The sequence below is a fragment of the Nocardioides sp. genome (genome assembly GCF_035576065.1).
GTDB lineage: Bacteria > Actinomycetota > Actinomycetes > Propionibacteriales > Nocardioidaceae > Nocardioides.
On sequence record NZ_DATLWX010000011.1, the window covers coordinates 278,752 to 296,082 of the forward strand.

Genomic DNA, 17,331 nt, shown 5'->3' on the forward strand with positions numbered 1-17,331 from the left:
CGCGGCAGATGAGGACTCCCAGCCACGCCCCGGTCCTCCTCGACCGGGTCGTCGCTCTCCTGGCGCCTGCGCTGGCACCCGACGGTGCCGTCCTGGTCGACTGCACCCTGGGCCTCGGTGGTCACAGCGAGGCCGTCCTCCAGCGCTGCGGCTCGGCCCGGGTCATCGGGATCGACCGCGACACGGCCGCGCTCGAGCTCGCAGGCGAGCGGCTCCGCCCCTTCGGTGAGCGATTCGTCGGCGTACACGCCGTCTATGACGAGATCGCGGACGTCGTCCGGGACCAGGGGCTCGACCACGTCGGCGCTGTCCTCTTCGACCTGGGCGTCTCCTCGATGCAGCTCGATGTCCGCGAGCGCGGATTCGCGTACGCCGCAGACGCACCGCTCGACATGAGGATGGACAACACCACCGGGCTCACTGCCGCCGACGTGCTCAACACCTACTCCGTGGCCGAGCTCGCCCGCGTCCTCCGGGACTACGGCGAGGAGAAGTTCGCCAAGAAGATCGCCCGGGCGGTCGAGCGGGAGCGAGAGGTCACCCCCTTCACCACGAGCGCTCGGCTCGTGGAGCTGCTCTACGCCGAGATCCCTGCCCCGGCTCGTCGGACCGGCGGCCACCCGGCGAAGCGGACGTTCCAGGCGCTGCGCATGGAGGTCAACAACGAGCTCGCAGTCCTGGAGCGCGCCGTCCCGGCCTCGCTCGAGGTCATCGGCGTCGGCGGCCGGGTGGTGGTGGAGTCCTACCACTCCCTCGAGGACCGACTGGTCAAGCGGGCCTTCACCGCAGCCTCGCGCCTCGACGTGCCCGAGGACCTGCCGTTCGTGCCCGAGGGCAGCGAGCCCGACATGCAGCTCGTCACGCGCGGCGCCGAGGTCGCGGACGTGCACGAGATCGAGCAGAACCCTCGTGCCGCCTCGGTCCGGTTGCGCGCCATCGAGCGGGTCCGCCCCTCACGTCCCCCAGACCGGCCCCGCCGAGGAGTTGCCCGATGAGCAGTCCTGCCGTCCAGATTCGTAGCCGTGGGTCGCGCGTCGCCTCCGCCGCGGTCGAGAAGGCCCGCCTCTCCGTGGTCCCCCGCGCCCGGACGCGAGCTCCCAAGGTCCCGTTCGTGACGCTGGTGAGCCTCCTCCTGGTCGGTGGCGTCGTCGGGCTGGTGCTGTTCAACACCTCCATGCAGCAGGCGTCGTTCGCCGCGACGTCCCTCGAGGAGCAGGCCACCAACCTCGCCGCCCGGGAGCAGACCTTGCAGATGGAGCTGGAGGACCTCCGCAACCCCCAGCGGGTCGCCGCCGAGGCCCAGGCGATGGGCATGGTGGTTCCCCGGGCGCCGACCTTCCTCGGTCTCGACGGCCGCGTGCTGGGGGAGAAGATGCCGGCCCTGCCCGAGGACACGCTCAACCTCACGCCGGCTCCGCCGATCAAGCCGAAGATCCTCGCGCCCACGCCCACCATCGTGAAGGTGATGGCCGAGCCTGCCCCTGCCGGCAAGAAGAAGAAGGCGCAGGGCACGCAGGGACGCAAACGGCGCTGACGGCGCGGCAGCCGCCTGAGCGGCCAAGGACGCGCCTAGATTTACGACCTGACCAGACCCACCGGACGGAGCACCGTTGTCTTCCACGGCGACACGCAAGGCGGCCAGCCGCCCGCAGGACGCCCGCCGGGGTGCGCCCGCGTTCCGGCTCCGCTTCGGCCTGATCGTGATCGCGATGGTGCTCTCCTTCTTCGGCGCCCGCTTGGTGCAGCTCCAGGGCATCGATCCGAACTCCTACGCCGAGATGGCGGCTGCGGAGAGCGTGGAGACTCGGATCCTGCCCGCCGAGCGCGGCGACATCCTGGACCGCAACGGGCTGCCGCTGGCCGACTCCGTCCGCGGGAAGATGGTCGTCGCGGACCCCGTGATGACAGCCGACGACGCCCCGGAGCTGGCTACCCTGCTGTCCCAGCGGCTCGACGTCGACTACTTCGAAGCCCTGGCGCGGCTGCGCGAGGGCGGCAGCCAGTTCGAGTACATCGCTCGGCGGGTGCCGAGCACGATCGCGACCGACCTGGTCGCCGAGCTGGCCGAGGCCGGCTACGAGGGCATCACGCTGCGCGACGACCCGATCCGCAGCTATCCCGCCGACGACGTGGGCGCCAACCTCCTCGGTTTCATCGGCACCGACGAACCGCTCTACGGGTTTGAGCGCACCTTCGACCGCCAGCTGTCGGGGACCGACGGCACGGCTCGCTTCACGGTGGGAGGCGGCAACCGGATCCCCCTCGGCGAGAACACGTTGGTCCCGCCGAAGAACGGCGCCCCGCTGACCACCACGGTCGACATGGACCTGCAGTGGTTCACCCAGCGCGTGCTGGCCCAGACCTTGCAGCAGTACAAGGCCCTGAGCGGCGTCGCCATCGTCATGGACTCCCGCACCGGCGAAGTCATGGCACTGGCGGACGCCCCGACCTTCGACGCCAACAAGGCGCTCGAGTCCGAGAAGGACGACCTGGGCTCACGAGCGATCAGCGACGCCTACGAGCCGGGCTCGGTCGAGAAGGTCCTCACTGCGGCCGCCCTGATCGACGCCGGGAAGGTCACCCCGCGCACCAAGCTGCGCATCCCGCCCTCCCTGCCGCGACAGGACCGCGTCATCGGTGACTGGTTCGACCACGGCAACATCAAGCTGACCATGGCCGGGGTCATCGCCAAGTCCTCCAACATCGGCACGGTGCTTGCCGCCGACGCCTTCACCCCGCTCGAGCTGGTCGGCTACCTCCAGAAGTTCGGCCTCGGTCAACGCACCGACATGGGGCTGCCAGGGGAGTCGGCGGGCATCCTGACTCCCGGTGACGTGATGACCTCCCAGACCAAGGACCGTGTCGCCTTCGGACAGTCGGTCTCGGTCAACGCAGTCCAGATGGCCGCGGCCGTCAACACGATCGCCAACGGCGGCGTACGCATCTCGCCCAGCATCATCAAGGGCTCGGCCACCACCGAGGACGGCACGGTCGTCGGCACGGACGTCGCGACCGAGACGAGGGTGGTCAGCGAGCAGGCGGCGAGGCAGACGGCCCGGATGATGGAGCGCGTCGTGGACCCGGAGGCAGGTGTCGCCCCCGGGGCACAGGTCCCCGGCTACCTCGTCGCCGGCAAGACCGGGACGGCCCAGCGGGTCTCGCCGACGTGCGGCTGCTACGACGGCTCCACGACGGTGTCCTTCGGCGGGTTCGCGCCCGCCGACGACCCGCGCTTCACCGTCTATGTCGTGGTGCACAAGCCGCAGGTCGACGGCGGTGGTGGCTCGATCGCCGGTCCCGCGTTCTCCCGGATCATGGGCTACGCCCTGAGCCGCTACCGGGTGCCGCCCACCGACGGCAAGCCGTCGCGGCTTCCGGTCGAGTGGTGAGCGGGCAGCGATACCCTCCGCTGGTGGCAGGTGATCCGAACACGCTCCCCGGGCGACCCTCCGCTCCGACCCGGACGCAGCTGAGCGACCTCGCGGACTGGCTCGCACGGTCGACGCCTTTGCACACGGACGGCGACCTCGACGTCGCGGTCACCGGCATGTCGCTGAGCACGCAGCGGATCCAGGACGGCGACCTGTACGCCGCCCTCCCGGGCACCCGCGCGCACGGCGCGACCTTTGCGGCCGACGCCCTCGCTGCCGGCGCGGTGGGCGTGCTCACCGACGAGGACGGTGCACGGCTGCTCCCCCCGGGAGCCGTGGCTGTCGTGGTCGACCAACCCCGGCGCGTGCTGGGCCGGCTGGCAGCGCGGATCTACGGCGATCCGGCGTCGGCGATGCGGATGATCGGTGTCACCGGGACCCAGGGCAAGACCACGACCACGCGCCTCCTCGACGACGGGCTGGCCGCCGCGGGGGTCACCAGTGCCGTGATCGGCACCGTAGGCACCCGCGTGGCAGGGGCCGACATCAAGACCTCGCTCACGACCCCGGAGGCACCCGACCTGCACGGCCTCTTCGCGCTGATGCGTGAGCGCGGGGTCGAGGCCTGCGCGATGGAGGTCTCGTCGCACGCGCTCGTCCTCGGTCGCGTCGACGGGGTGGTCTTCGACGTGGCCACCTTCCTCAACCTGGGGCGGGATCACCTGGACTTCCACCCCGACGTCGACGCCTACTTCGCTGCCAAGGCCTCGCTGTTCACCCCCGAGCGTGCGCGGGTGGGCCTCACCAACATCGATGACGAGTTCGGCCGGCGACTGCTCGACCATGCGTCGATACCGATGCACACCTTCTCCATGCACTCCCCGGCAGACTGGCGTGCGACCGACGTCGAGCCCGACGGCTCCGGGACCACCTTCACCGTCCAGGGCCCCGAGGGCCTCGCGGTCACGGTCCGGGTGCCCGTGCCCGGTGCGTTCAACGTCTCCAACGCGCTGGCCGCCCTCGCATCGGCCGCCCTCGCGGGTCTGGACGTCGCCCGAGTCGCCGACGGGATCGGTCAGGGTGCGGGCGTGCCGGGGCGGCTCGAGCAGGTCGTCGCCGGTCAGGACTTCGTCCTCGTCGTCGACTACGCGCACAAGCCCGACGCCGTCGAGGCTGTCCTCGCGGCGCTGCGCCCGCTCACCGACGGCCAGGTCATCGTGGTCCTCGGTGCCGGCGGCGATCGTGACCCGGGCAAGCGACCGATGATGGGCGAGATCGCGGCTCGCCTGGCCGACGTGCTGATCGTCACCGACGACAACCCGCGCACCGAGGACCCAGCCGCCATCCGCGCCGCGGTCCTGACCGGCACGACCGACGGGGCGGCCGAGGTCCTGGAGATCGGCGACCGTCGCGAGGCCATCGTCGAGGCCGTACGCCGAGCAGCCCCCGGCGACGTCGTCCTGGTCGCCGGCAAGGGACACGAGACCGGCCAGGAGATCGAGGGCGAGATCCATCCCTTCGACGACCGGGTCGTCGCAGCAGATGCGGTCGCCCGGGTGGTGGAGGAGCGATGATCGAGATGACGCTCGCCGAGATCGCCGAGGTCGTCGGCGGGACCGCTCACGGTGACGCCACGGTCACCGGCGCTGCCTTCATCGACACGCGCACGCCCGAGGCGGACGGGCTGTTCGTGGCCCTGCTCGGCGACCGGGTGGACGGACACGACTTCGTCGACCAGGCCGTGGAGGCCGGCGCGGTCGCCGTGCTGGGGAGTCGGGTCACTGGTGCTCCCACCGTCGTGGTCGAGGACGTCGTGCTGGCCCTCGGCGACCTGGCACGCCATGTCCTGCAGGAGCTCGACGGCGTGACGACATACGCCCTGACCGGTTCGCAGGGCAAGACCGGGACCAAGGACTACCTCGCGGCGATCCTGGAAGGTGACGGCCCGATCGTCGCCACCCGCGGCAACTTCAACAACGAGATCGGCGTGCCGCTGACCGTGCTGCGCGCGACCCCCGAGACCAAGCACCTCGTGGTGGAGATGGGTGCACGTCACGTGGGCAACATCGCCTACCTGTGCGGGATCGCGCCGCCGGACATCGCGGCGGTCCTCAACGTCGGCACCGCACACATCGGTGAGTTCGGCAGCCGGGAGGCGATCGCCCAGGGCAAGGGGGAGATCGTCGACGCGCTGACCTCCGAGGGCACCGCCGTGCTCAACGCGGGGGACGCGATCGTGGCCGCGATGACCACGCGCGCCGCTGGTCGCGTGATCACCTTCGGCGACCAGGGCACCGTGCGGGCGACCGAGATCTCCACCGACGACCTGGGTCGTCCCTCCTTCGACCTCCAGTGGCGGGGGAGCGGGGCCACGGTCCACCTCCCCGAGCTGGGGTTGCACCAGATCGACAACGCGCTCGCCGCGGCCGCCATGGCACTCGCGGCCGGACGTGACCTGGACGCGGTCGCTGACGGCCTGACGGATGCACAGCCGCCGTCGCGCTGGCGCATGGAGCTGCACGAGCGCGCCGACGGGACCGTCATCGTCAACGACGCCTACAACGCCAACCCGGAGTCCATGGGCGCGGCGCTGGACGTCCTCCACGGCATCCGTACCAGGACCGGTCGTCGCACCATTGCGGTGCTCGGCGAGATGTTCGAGCTGGGCACCGGCTCCGTCGCTGCCCATCAACAGGTCGGGCGCAAGGCAGCCACCGCCCAGGTCGACGTGCTCCTCACCGTCGGGAAGATGGCCCGCCACATGGCTCTGGCCGCCGAGGACGACGGTGCCTGGCACGGTGAGGCGATTGTCACGGTGGGGCGTGACGAGGCACTCGGATGGCTGCGAGACAATGTCTCGGCTGCAGATGTCGTCCTGGTGAAGGCATCGCGAGGGGCGGCCCTGGAAGTCCTGGCGCTTGCCCTCACCGACACCGACCCGGACGAGACACCTGCAGAAGGGAGCAGCACCCCGTGAGAGCGATCCTGTTCGGCGGCGGGCTGTCCTTGCTGATCTCGTTGATCGGCACCCGTTACGCCATCGCCGTCCTTGCGCGCCGGGGCTACGGCCAGGAGATCCGCGACGACGGCCCCACGACCCACCACACCAAGCGCGGCACGCCGACCATGGGCGGGCTCGTCATCATCCTGGCCTCCGTGCTGGGCTACTTCGCAGCCAAGCTCATCACCGGGCAGCTGCCGTCGGCCTCCGCCATGCTGCTGATCTTCCTCTTCGTGGGACTGGGCACCGTCGGCTTCCTTGACGACTTCATCAAGATCAGTCGGCAACGCAGCCTCGGCCTGCGCAGCCGGGCCAAGATCATCGGCCAGACCCTCATCGCGGTCGTCTTCGCGATCCTCGCGCTCTCACCCGCGCTCGCCGACGACCGGGGCAAGACACCGGCGTCGCACCACATCTCGTTCATCCGCGACTTCGACTCGTGGACGCTGCCCACGGTGCTGGTCGTGCTGATGATCTGGCTGATCGTCACCGGCACCAGCAACGCCGTCAACCTCGCCGACGGCCTCGACGGACTGGCCACGGGCGCGTGCGTGATGGTCTTCGGCGCCTACACACTGGTCAACATCTGGCAGAACAGCCAGTCGTGCGCCCTGCAGCCGGGCGGCTCCTGCTACGAGGTGCGCGACCCGCTCGACCTCGCGGTGGTCGCAGCAGCGATCACCGGCGCCTGCTTCGGCTTCCTGTGGTGGAACGCCTCGCCCGCGCAGATCTTCATGGGCGACACCGGCTCGCTGGCCCTGGGCGGGGCGATGGCCGGTTTCGCGATCATGACCCGCACCGAGCTGTTGTTGCTCGTCATCGGCGGGCTGTTCGTGGTCATCACGCTCTCGGTGATGATCCAGGTCTCGGTGTTCAAGCTCAGCAGGGCGAGTGGACTGTTCCGTTCAGTGTTCCGGGTCAAGGCCGGCCACCGGGTCTTCCGCATCGCCCCCCTCCAGCACCACTTCGAGAACCTCGGCTGGGAGGAAGTCACCATCGTGATCCGCTTCTGGATCATCACCGGCCTGTGCGTGGCGACCGGCCTGGGCATCTTCTACGCCGAATGGGTGGCCGGGATCGGATGATCACCCCACGACGTTCTTCGCCTCCTCCGCTGCGCTCCTCCGACGAACAACACCGCGGGGACCCCGGATGACGGGTCCCGACCTCGACGCCCTGGGCAGGCGCGACTCGTGGGACGGTGTCCGCGCGGTCGTTGCCGGCTTCGGTGTCTCCGGCTTCGCGGCCGCCGACAACCTCCTGTTCCTCGGTGCTGACGTCACGGCCCTGGACGAGGCCAGCTCGGACGAGAAGGCAGAGAAGGCCACCCTGCTGGACAGCCTCGGGGCCACCATCCGGCTGGAGAGCGGCGCCACCGACGTGTTGCCCGACGACGTCGACCTCGTGGTCACCTCACCGGGGTGGAAGCCCTCGGCGCCGCTGCTCGCCCAGGCCGTCTCTCGGGGCGTCCCCGTCTGGGGCGAGGTCGAGCTCGCGTGGCGGCTCCGCGACCCCGACCACGTCGCGCCCTGGCTCGCCGTCACCGGCACCAACGGCAAGACCACCACGGTGCAGATGCTCGACTCGATCCTGAAGGCGGCCGGGCTGCGGAGCGCGGCGGTCGGCAACGTCGGTCGTCCGATCGTGGAGGCGGTGATGGACCCCACGCCGTACGACGTCTTCGCGGTCGAGCTCTCGAGCTTCCAGCTCCACTACACGCACTCGATGAGTGCCGAGGCGGCCGTGGTGCTCAACGTCGCGGAGGACCACCTCGACTGGTACGACGGCCCGGAGCCGTTGTCCGAGCGGATGACCCGCTACGCAGCGGACAAGGGACGGATCTACGAGCGCGCCCAGCGGTCGTGCGTCTACAACGTCGCGGACCCGGAGACGCAGCGGCTGGTGGAGGAGGCCGACGTCGTCGACGGCGCCCGGGCCATCGGTTTCACCCTCGGGATGCCGAGCGTCGGCATGGTCGGCATCGTCGAGGACATCCTCGCCGACCGGGCGTTCATCGAGGAGCGTTCGGGCAGCGCAGCCGAGCTGTGCACGCTGGCCGATCTCGCCTCGCCCGCACCCCACTTCGTGGCCAACGCCCTGGCCGCCGCGGCCCTGGCCCGCTCGCACGGCGTCTCGCAGGAGGCCGTCCGCGACGGGCTCCGCTCCTTCCGCCCCGACGGACACCGGATCGCCCACGTGGCCCAGACGGATGGGATCACCTGGATCGACGACAGCAAGGCCACCAACCCCCACGCGGCGATGAGCTCGTTGCAGGCCTTCGAGTCAGTGGTGTGGGTCGCGGGCGGGCTCGCCAAGGGGGCGCGCTTCGACGACCTCGTGCAGGCCGTCCGTCGTCGGCTCCGGGGCGTCGTCCTGCTCGGACGTGACCGACAGGTCATCGCCGAGGCCCTTTCGCGACACGCGCCGGATGTGCCCGTCATCGACATCGGTGACAGCGAGACTGGGCTGGCGATGGCACGTGTCGTCGACGCGGCCGCACGTCTCGCCCGGACGGGAGACACCGTGCTGCTGGCGCCGGGATGCGCGTCCATGGACATGTTCGCCAACTACGGCGCCCGAGGTGACGAGTTCGCCGCCGCGGTGCACCAGTGGCTGGCGAGGCCGAGCAACTGACCACAGACTGACCACCGACTGACCGGGGAGGGACTTCGATGGCGACCACCACGCCCGAGGCCCCGACCCAGCCCGCGGAGTCGACCCGCCGTCCGTTCGGCTCGTCGATCCGGGGAGGCTGGACTGCGCTCCGCGATGCCCTCGACCGGCCGCTGTCCTCCTACTACCTGCTGGTCGGAGCGTCTGCGCTGCTGCTCACGATCGGCCTGATCATGGTGCTGAGTGCCTCGAGCGTCTACAGCTACCGCTACTACGACGACTCCTACGCCGTGGTGAAACGCCAGCTGCTGTGGGTGGTCATCGGTCTGCCGTGCGCCTTCATCGCCTCCCGGCTGTCGGTGAGCTGGGTGCGTGGGCTGGCCTGGCCGGCCTACATCGTGTCCTTGTCACTGCTCCTGCTCACCTGGATCTTCGGCCAGGAGCGCAACGGCAACCAGAACTGGCTCGAGCTCGGCCCGGTCGCCATCCAGCCGTCCGAGATCGCCAAGCTCGGCCTGATCCTGTGGGCCGCCAACGTCTATGCCCGCAAGGAGCGCCGGCTCGGCAGCGTGCACCACGTGATGATCCCCGTCGTGCCCGGGATGCTGCTGGCGACCGGCCTCGTCGTGGCCGGTCGCGACCTCGGCACCGCGCTGGTGCTCTTCGCGATCCTGCTGGGCATGCTCTGGGTGGTCGGCGCACCGGCCCGGCTCTTCATCGTCTGCATCGCGGTCATCGGTGCCGTCGCGGTGTTCCTGGCGGCGATGGACAACGAGCGGCTCTCGCGCATCACCACCTTCACCGACCCGTTCAAGGACTACCACGGCACGGGTTGGCAGCCCGCGCACGGCCTCTACGCCCTCGCGAGCGGCGGGTGGTTCGGTGACGGCATCTCGGCCTCGACGCAGAAGTGGGGCGACCTGCCGGAGGCCCACACCGACTTCATCTTCGCCGTGCTGGGTGAGGAGCTGGGACTGGTCGGCACCCTGCTCATCGTCGGCCTGTTCTTCACGATCGCCTTCGCCGCCGTGAGGATCGCCATGCGCACCGACGACCCGTTCGTCCGCTACATGTCCTTCGGCATCGTGGTCTGGTTGATCGGCCAGATGATGATCAACGTCGGCATGGTGCTGGCTGTGCTCCCGGTCATCGGCATCCCGTTGCCGCTCGTCTCGTACGGCGGCTCCGCACTGCTGCCGTCCTTGGTCGCCCTCGGCATCCTGGCCGGCTTCGCCCGTCGCGAGCCGGAGGCGGCGCAGGCCCTTGCCGCCCGCCGTCGCAACCGCTCCGCGGGGCTCTCCGCCGGTCGTTAGGAACTCCCTCACATGCGCATCCTGCTCGCCGGCGGTGGCACCGCTGGTCACACCTCGCCCCTGATCGCCACGGCCGACGCCCTGCGCCGGCTCGACCCCAGCGTCGAGATCACCTGCCTCGGCACGCCTCGCGGTCTGGAGAACACCGTCGTCCCGGCGGCCGGTTATCCCCTCGAGCTGATCCCTCCCGTGCCGCTGCCGCGGAGGCCCTCGGCCGAGCTGCTGCGCGTGCCCGGGCGGCTGGGCGGCGCCGTACGCGCCACGCTCGAGATCGTCGACCGCGTCCGGCCCGACGTGGTGGTCGGCTACGGCGGCTACGTCTCGATGCCGGCCTACCTCGCGGCCCGCCGCCGACGCCTACCGCTCGTCATCCACGAGCAGAACGCCCTGCCCGGGCTCGCGAACAAGGTCGGTGCCCGCGTGGCGACCCGGGTGGCAGTGAGCTTCCCCGGCACCCCGCTGCCGAAGGCAGAGCTCGTCGGGCTGCCGATCCGACGGATGATCTCGACCCTCGACCGGGGCGCGATGCGCGCCGAGGCCCGCGCCTTCTTCGGCCTCGATCCGGACCGCCCCACGCTGCTGGTGACCGGCGGCTCCCAGGGCGCACGTCGCATCAACGAGTCGGTCGCCGCCGCGGCGCCGGCGCTGGCTGCCGCCGGCGTGCAGGTGCTGCACGTCGTCGGACCCAAGGGTGAGGCCGCTCCTGAGGTGAGGGGAGTGCCCTACGTCGTCGTGCACTTCGTCGACCGGATGGACCTCGCGTACGCCGCAGCCGACCTGGTCCTGTGTCGCTCGGGCGCTTCCAGCCTCACCGAGGCCGCAGCCGTGGGTCTGCCGGCCGTCTTCGTCCCGCTCCCCATCGGCAACGGCGAGCAGACGCTCAACGCGCGTGCTGTCGTCGAGGCCGGGGGAGCACTGCTGGTCGCCAACGAGGCACTGACCTCCCAATGGGTCACCGCCACCATCCCGGACCTCGCCACCGACGCAGACCGGCTGGCGACCATGGGAGCAGCGGCGGCTGCGCTGGTCCCGCGCGACGCCGACGACAAGCTGGCCGCGATGATCGTGGACGTGGCGCGATGAAGCTGCCGGTCCCCGACGTGCTGCTCCCCGCCGACCAGCTCGGCCAGGTGCACTTCATCGGCATCGGCGGCGCCGGGCTCTCGGCCATCGCCCGGATCATGGCCGCCACCGGCATACCCGTCTCGGGCTCCGACGACCAGGACACCCCCTTCCTGCCGGCGTTGCGCGAGCTCGGGGTGACCTGTCACCTCGGCTACGCCCCTGAACACCTGGCGCACCTCGGCGAGGCTGACACCGTCGTCGTGACGACCGCTGCTCGCGAGGACAACCCCGAAGTGGTCGAGGCGCGTCGTCGCGGGCTGCGTCTCCTGCCGCGCTCGGCGGGGCTGGCCGCCACGATGACCGGCCGCCGTGTCATCGCCGTCGCCGGCACCCACGGCAAGACCACGACCACCGGCCTGCTGACCAACGCGTTGCTCGCCGCCGGCTCGGACCCGACCTACGCGGTCGGTGGGGTGCTGACCGCCACCGGCCGCAACGCCGACGCGGGCTCCGACGACCTCTTCATCGCGGAGGCCGACGAGTCGGACGGCGCCTTCCTCGTCTATCGGCCGCACGCCGCGATCGTCACCAACGTCGAGCCCGACCACCTGGACAACTGGGGCACCGAGGAGGCCTACCGCGCGGCCTTCGACGAGTTCACCACCACGATCGACCCCGACGGGTTCCTCGTGTGCTGCCTGGACGACCCCGGTGCCGCCGCGCTGGCACAGCGGGCCCGGGCCCGTGGGCTCGAGGTGATCACGGTCGGCGTCACCGATGCCTGCGACCTCCGACTGGACGACATCGTCTTCGAGGGGGCCACCTCGAGCACCAGGATCTTCCGGGGCGACACCGAGCTGGGGGAGATGCGGCTGCGCATCCCCGGCCACCACTACGTCCTGGACGCGGCTGCCGCACTGGCAGTCGGCCTGCGGCTGGGCTTCTCGTTCGCGGACCTCACGGCAGGGCTCGCCGCCTTCACCGGGACCGGTCGCCGGATGGAGCTCAAGGGCGAGGTCGGCGGGATCCGCGTCTACGACTCCTACGCCCACCACCACGTCGAGATCGCCGGGGACCTCCAGGCTGCGCGGTCCATCGTCGGCGAGGGCCGACTGGTGGTCGCGTTCCAGCCACACCTCGTCTCCCGCACCCGCACCCTCGGGGCCCAGATGGGCCAGGCGCTCGGGGCGGCCGACGAGGTCATCGTCCTGGACGTCTACCTCGCCCGCGAGGAGGCCGACCCGGCGGTCACCGGGGCGCTCGTCGCTGACGCCGTCCCCCTTCCGGCCGAGCAGGTCGCCTACCTCGCCGACTTCGACGCCGTTCCTGGCGAGCTCGTGCGGCGTGCCCGTCGCGGCGACGTCATCCTGACGCTCGGCGCGGGCAGCATCACCCAGCTGGGACCCCGGATCCTCACCCTCCTGCAGGCACGCGATGACTGACACCCGAGCTCCCGAGTCGCCACACCAGCGGGCCGAGCGGATCACCCGCCAGCGCTTCGCCCGCCGGCAGTGGGCCCGTCGCTGGATGCGGTGGAAGTCCGCCGTCGCGGTCGTGTCGCTGGTCGCCCTCGTGGGGGCAGCACTGTGGCTGGTCTTCTACTCCGCGACCTTGTCCGTCACCCAGGTGGACGTCGTGGGCAACAAGCTCCTCTCCGACGACCGCGTCACCCGGGTCGCGGCTGTGCCTGAGGGCGAGCAGCTCGCCACGGTCGACCTGGAGGAAGCCGCCCGGCGGGTGGAGACGTTGTCCGAGGTCGTGGACGCCGACGTCACGCGGGCCTGGCCCGACACGGTGCTTATCACGCTGACCGAGCGCGTGGCCGTCGCTGTCGTCGAGCTCGGCGGCACGATTCGCGGGCTGGACGCCGAGGGCATCCTCTTCCGCAACTACGCCGCGATGCCGCCAGGGTTGCCGCGCGTCCAACCGCAGACCTCCACCGGCACGGACGCCCTCAAGGAGGCAGCCGGCGTCGTGTCCGCGCTGCCTCGCGACCTCGGCGCCCGGGTCGACCACGTCGAGGTGCAGACCATCGACCAGATCACCCTGGTGCTGCGCGACGGTCGCGAGGTGCGATGGGGGAGTGCGGAGGAGAGCGAGCTCAAGGCCAGGGTGCTGGTCCGGCTCCTCGAGGCGCAGCAGGCGCCGATCTACGACGTGAGCGTGCCCGGGAGCCCGACCTTCAGCGCACGCTGAGGAATATCTCCGCATCGACTCCAGCATCTGTTGCAGCGGTTCGGCGTGTCTGCCCGGACCTGCCGGTCGGCCGTGCCTATGGTCATGACCAACGCGAGGTTGACATAACTATAACCCTCAGGCTCACCGTTAGAGTTCCGCGGTGCTGAGGGCTAGGCCATGACAACCGGACGACTTCCCCGAACGAGACCCACACGAAGCGACCCCCTAGTCACGAGAGGCCTGCAGCCATGGCAGCAGCACAGAACTACCTGGCGATCATCAAGGTCGTGGGTATCGGTGGAGGCGGCGTCAACGCCGTGAACCGCATGATCGACGTCGGCCTCAAGGGTGTCGAGTTCATCGCGATCAACACCGACGCCCAGGCGCTGCTCATGAGCGACGCCGACGTCAAGCTCGACATCGGCCGCGAGCTCACCCGCGGGCTCGGTGCCGGCGCCAACCCCGACGTGGGCACCCGGGCAGCCGAGGACCACGCCGATGAGATCGAAGAGGTCATGAAGGGCGCCGACATGGTGTTCGTGACCGCCGGCGAAGGTGGTGGCACCGGGACCGGTGGCGCCCCCGTGGTGGCGCGCATCGCCCGTTCGCTGGGCGCCCTGACCATCGGTGTGGTGACGCGACCCTTCGCCTTCGAGGGACGCCGTCGTGCCAACGCCGCGGAAGAGGGCATCAGCCAGCTCCGCGAAGAGGTCGACACCCTCATCGTCATCCCCAACGACCGCCTGCTCTCGATCAGCGACCGCAACGTCTCGGTCCTCGACGCGTTCAAGCAGGCTGACCAGGTCCTGTTGCAGGGCGTCTCGGGCATCACCGACCTGATCACCACCCCCGGACTGATCAACCTCGACTTCGCCGACGTCAAGTCGGTCATGGCCAACGCCGGCTCTGCCCTCATGGGCATCGGTTCGGCACGTGGCGAGGACCGCGCGGTGCAAGCCGCGGAGATGGCGGTGTCGTCCCCGCTGCTCGAGGCGTCGATCGAGGGCGCCCACGGCGTCCTGCTCTCGATCGCCGGCGGCTCCGACCTCGGCCTGTTCGAGATCAACGAGGCGGCCGCGCTGGTGTCCCAGTCGGCCCACGCCGAGGCCAACATCATCTTCGGTGCGACCATCGACGACGCGTTGGGTGACGAGGTGCGGGTGACCGTGATCGCCGCCGGCTTCGACGGGGGTATGCCGAAGCGCCGGTCCGAGGGCAACGTGCTGCGCCCCAGCGTGCCCGTGCAGACGCAGGCCGAGACCCGGGCGGCCGCCCAGGACCTTGCTGCGAGCAGGTCCACCACGCCGGACTCGGTCGTCGGCCGGTCCACGCCCAACCCGGCGCTGGTGACGGCCTCGGCACCCCACGGGTCGACGGCCCAGTCCGTCGCCCAGCCGGCGGCGGCACCCAGGCCGACCAGGTCGGTCCAGTTCGACGACGACGACCTCGACGTCCCGGACTTCCTGAAGTAGGTGTTCGTCTTCCGCAGCTCGTTGGAGGCCACGTCGACCGACTCCCGCACGTCCCGGGTCGACGTGGCCTTCACCGATTCCTCTCTCGACCTGGGGGAGGGGTCGGACGCCGACGCACCGCGCCTGGCCGACGCGCTCTCCCGGCTCGAAGCGGCCTGTGGGGTGCGCCCCGTGCGGATGCGTCAGGTGCACGGTGCTGACGTGCAGACAGTCGAGGCGTCCCCGGACTCCCCGGCCTCCCCGCCGGCGGAGGTCGACGCCCTCGTGACCCGGCAGCCGGGCCTCGCCCTGGTCGCCCGCGCGGCCGACTGCGTTCCGGTGCTGCTCGCCGACGCGGAAGCGGGGGTCGTCGGCGCCGTGCACAGCGGCCGGGTCGGTCTGGTGGCAGGCGTCGTCCCGCAGCCGTCGGCAGGATGCGCGAGCTCGGCGCCTCCCACCTCACCGCGTGGGTCGGGCCCCACATCTGCGGTCGGTGCTACGAGGTGCCCCCCGCCATGCGAGACGAGGTCGCGGCCGTGATCCCCGAGTCGTATGCCGAGACCTCCTGGGGCACACCGTCCCTGGACATCGGCGCCGGCGTCCGGGCCCAGCTGGCGACCCAGGGTGTCGCCGTCATCGCGGTCGACCGATGCACCCACGAAGACCCTGAGCTGCACTCCTACCGCCGCGACGGCGCCGCGGCGGGCCGATTCGCAGGCGTCATCTGGAGGTCGGTATGACGCGCGCCGACGAGCTCGGCGCCAACCTGCTCGCCGTACGCCGCCGCATCGCCGACGCGTGCGAGACGGCCGGGCGTTCTCCGGACGAGGTGTCGCTCACCGTGGTCACCAAGTTCTTCCCGGCCTCCGACGTGCGCATCCTGACCGAGCTCGGCGTGAGCGACGTCGGGGAGAACCGCCACCAGGAGGCGGCAGCGAAGGCGGCCGAGTGCGCCGACCTGGGTCTGCGCTGGCACTTCATCGGCGGGTTGCAGAGCAACAAGGCGGCCGCAGTGGCCACCTATGCCGACGTCGTCGAATCCGTCGACCGGACCAAGCTGGTCGCCGGTCTCCAGCGCGGTGCCCACGAGCGCAGTCACCCCGTCGACATACTCCTGCAGGTCAGCCTCGACCCACCCGGAGCCGAGCATCGCTCCGGGGTGGATCCCGGCGACCTGAGCGCTCTCGCGAGCGCCGTCGAGCAGGCGGGCGCGTTGAGACTCCGAGGGCTGATGGCCGTCGCGCCGCTGGGGGAGCAGCCGGACAGCGCCTTCGCCCGCCTGGCCGAGATCCACGCCGAGCTCGTCTCGGCACACCCCTCGGCCACCGAGCTCTCCGCCGGCATGAGCGGCGACCTGGAGTCCGCCATCCGTCACGGCGCGACACGCGTGCGTGTCGGCTCCGCGGTCCTCGGTCCGAGGCCTGCTCTCCAGTAATGTCCGAGAAGACGTACACGACCCGCGAGCGCGCAGATGCGCCTCGTCGACCGGAGGATCACTGTCATGAGCGGCGCGATGCGCAAGATCGGCGAGTACCTCGGCCTGCTCGAGGACTCCGGTCAGTACGACGACTTCGACGAATACGAGACCAGCCAGCACGACGCGGTCGACGAGCGTCCGACGCCGACTGTCCGCGACCGTCGCCCTGCCCCTGTGTCCGACCTCTCCGAGCGCCGTCGTCCGGCCTCGGTCTCACCTGGAGTGGTTGCCGAGTTGAGCCGCATCACCACGCTGCATCCCCGCAACTACAACGAGGCACGCCTCGTCGGCGAGAACTATCGTGACGGCACCCCGGTGATCATGAACCTCTCCGAGATGGACGACAACGATGCCAAGCGCCTCGTCGACTTCGCCGCCGGGCTGATCTTTGCCACCCGTGGCACCATCGAGCGCGTCACCAACAAGGTGTTCCTGCTCTCCCCGCCCAACGTCTCGGTGTCCACCGAGGACAAGGAGCGGATCGCGGAGAACGGCTTCTTCAACCAGAGCTGAGTTTACGTGTCGATCGTCGGGCAGATCCTCTCCTTCGCCTTGGGGATCTTCATCGCCTTCCTCTGGATCCGCTTCATCGTCGACTGGGTCCAGGTCTTCGCCCGCAACTGGACGCCGCGTGGGTTCCTGCTGGTGGTGCTGGAGGCTGTCTACTCGGTCACGGACCCGCCGATCAAGGCGCTGCGCCGGGTGATTCCCCCGCTGCGCCTGGGCAGCATCGTCCTCGACCTCAGCTTCCTCATCGTGCTGGTGAGTGCCATCTTGCTGCGGAGCCTGATCCGCAGTTACATGATCTAGAACCATCAGCCACACGGGTCACTGACCATGGCCGGCCTCCGGGGGCTAGTGT

15 protein-coding genes and 1 pseudogene are annotated in these 17,331 nt (G+C 70.5%); all 16 read left to right on the forward strand.

Annotation, left to right across the window (positions count from 1 at the left end; translation table 11 throughout):
• Nucleotides 1-8: 8 nt before the first annotated feature.
• Nucleotides 9-995: a 16S rRNA (cytosine(1402)-N(4))-methyltransferase RsmH gene (gene rsmH, locus VNJ48_RS06055; protein ID WP_325600103.1), complete on the forward strand. Its 987-nt coding sequence runs from the start codon at nt 9-11 to the stop codon at nt 993-995.
• On the forward strand, nt 992-1,534 hold the full coding sequence (locus VNJ48_RS06060) for a hypothetical protein (RefSeq protein WP_325600104.1): 543 nt from the start codon (nt 992-994) through the stop codon (nt 1,532-1,534). Before rsmH ends, VNJ48_RS06060 begins: the two co-directional genes overlap by 4 nt.
• A 76-nt stretch (nt 1,535-1,610) precedes the next feature.
• Complete coding sequence (locus VNJ48_RS06065; protein WP_325600105.1) at nt 1,611-3,389, forward strand: penicillin-binding protein 2; 1,779 nt, start codon at nt 1,611-1,613, stop codon at nt 3,387-3,389.
• 23 nt (nt 3,390-3,412) lie between these two features.
• Nucleotides 3,413-4,945 carry a UDP-N-acetylmuramoyl-L-alanyl-D-glutamate--2,6-diaminopimelate ligase gene (locus VNJ48_RS06070; protein ID WP_414689915.1) on the forward strand — a complete coding sequence of 511 codons (1,533 nt, stop codon included), beginning with the start codon at nt 3,413-3,415 and terminating at the stop codon, nt 4,943-4,945.
• Entirely contained in the window at nt 4,942-6,348 is a 1,407-nt protein-coding gene (locus VNJ48_RS06075; RefSeq protein ID WP_325600106.1) for a UDP-N-acetylmuramoyl-tripeptide--D-alanyl-D-alanine ligase, read from the forward strand. Before VNJ48_RS06070 ends, VNJ48_RS06075 begins: the two co-directional genes overlap by 4 nt.
• Nucleotides 6,345-7,457 carry a phospho-N-acetylmuramoyl-pentapeptide-transferase gene (gene mraY / locus VNJ48_RS06080; RefSeq protein WP_325600107.1) on the forward strand — a complete coding sequence of 371 codons (1,113 nt, stop codon included), beginning with the start codon at nt 6,345-6,347 and terminating at the stop codon, nt 7,455-7,457. The genes VNJ48_RS06075 and mraY overlap by 4 nt, the downstream gene beginning before the upstream one ends.
• A 67-nt stretch (nt 7,458-7,524) precedes the next feature.
• Nucleotides 7,525-9,006 (forward strand): UDP-N-acetylmuramoyl-L-alanine--D-glutamate ligase, encoded by a 1,482-nt coding sequence (gene murD / locus VNJ48_RS06085; RefSeq protein ID WP_325600108.1) that lies wholly within the window; start codon nt 7,525-7,527, stop codon nt 9,004-9,006.
• Nucleotides 9,007-9,044: 38 nt separating this feature from the next.
• Nucleotides 9,045-10,298 carry a putative lipid II flippase FtsW gene (gene ftsW / locus VNJ48_RS06090; RefSeq protein WP_325600110.1) on the forward strand — a complete coding sequence of 418 codons (1,254 nt, stop codon included), beginning with the start codon at nt 9,045-9,047 and terminating at the stop codon, nt 10,296-10,298.
• Between the two features lie 12 nt (nt 10,299-10,310).
• Nucleotides 10,311-11,381: an undecaprenyldiphospho-muramoylpentapeptide beta-N-acetylglucosaminyltransferase gene (gene murG, locus VNJ48_RS06095; RefSeq protein ID WP_325600112.1), complete on the forward strand. Its 1,071-nt coding sequence runs from the start codon at nt 10,311-10,313 to the stop codon at nt 11,379-11,381.
• Nucleotides 11,378-12,805 (forward strand): UDP-N-acetylmuramate--L-alanine ligase, encoded by a 1,428-nt coding sequence (murC, locus tag VNJ48_RS06100; protein ID WP_325600114.1) that lies wholly within the window; start codon nt 11,378-11,380, stop codon nt 12,803-12,805. The genes murG and murC overlap by 4 nt, the downstream gene beginning before the upstream one ends.
• Nucleotides 12,798-13,559 carry a cell division protein FtsQ/DivIB gene (locus VNJ48_RS06105; protein ID WP_325600116.1) on the forward strand — a complete coding sequence of 254 codons (762 nt, stop codon included), beginning with the start codon at nt 12,798-12,800 and terminating at the stop codon, nt 13,557-13,559. The genes murC and VNJ48_RS06105 overlap by 8 nt, the downstream gene beginning before the upstream one ends.
• Before the next feature lie 230 nt (nt 13,560-13,789).
• Nucleotides 13,790-15,013 carry a cell division protein FtsZ gene (gene ftsZ / locus VNJ48_RS06110; protein WP_325600118.1) on the forward strand — a complete coding sequence of 408 codons (1,224 nt, stop codon included), beginning with the start codon at nt 13,790-13,792 and terminating at the stop codon, nt 15,011-15,013.
• Nucleotides 15,014-15,076: 63 nt separating this feature from the next.
• Nucleotides 15,077-15,732 (forward strand): annotated as a pseudogene (gene pgeF / locus VNJ48_RS06115) (peptidoglycan editing factor PgeF).
• The gene (locus VNJ48_RS06120) at nt 15,729-16,427 is read left to right on the forward strand and encodes a YggS family pyridoxal phosphate-dependent enzyme (RefSeq protein ID WP_325600120.1); all 699 of its coding nucleotides are present in this window, start codon (nt 15,729-15,731) and stop codon (nt 16,425-16,427) included. Before pgeF ends, VNJ48_RS06120 begins: the two are co-directional and overlap by 4 nt.
• A gap of 66 nt (nt 16,428-16,493) precedes the next feature.
• Nucleotides 16,494-16,982, forward strand: coding sequence for a cell division protein SepF (locus VNJ48_RS06125; RefSeq protein ID WP_325600121.1), 489 nt, complete (start codon nt 16,494-16,496; stop codon nt 16,980-16,982).
• A 6-nt stretch (nt 16,983-16,988) separates the two neighbouring features.
• The gene (locus VNJ48_RS06130) at nt 16,989-17,279 is read left to right on the forward strand and encodes a YggT family protein (RefSeq protein WP_325600123.1); all 291 of its coding nucleotides are present in this window, start codon (nt 16,989-16,991) and stop codon (nt 17,277-17,279) included.
• Nucleotides 17,280-17,331 lie beyond the last annotated feature (52 nt).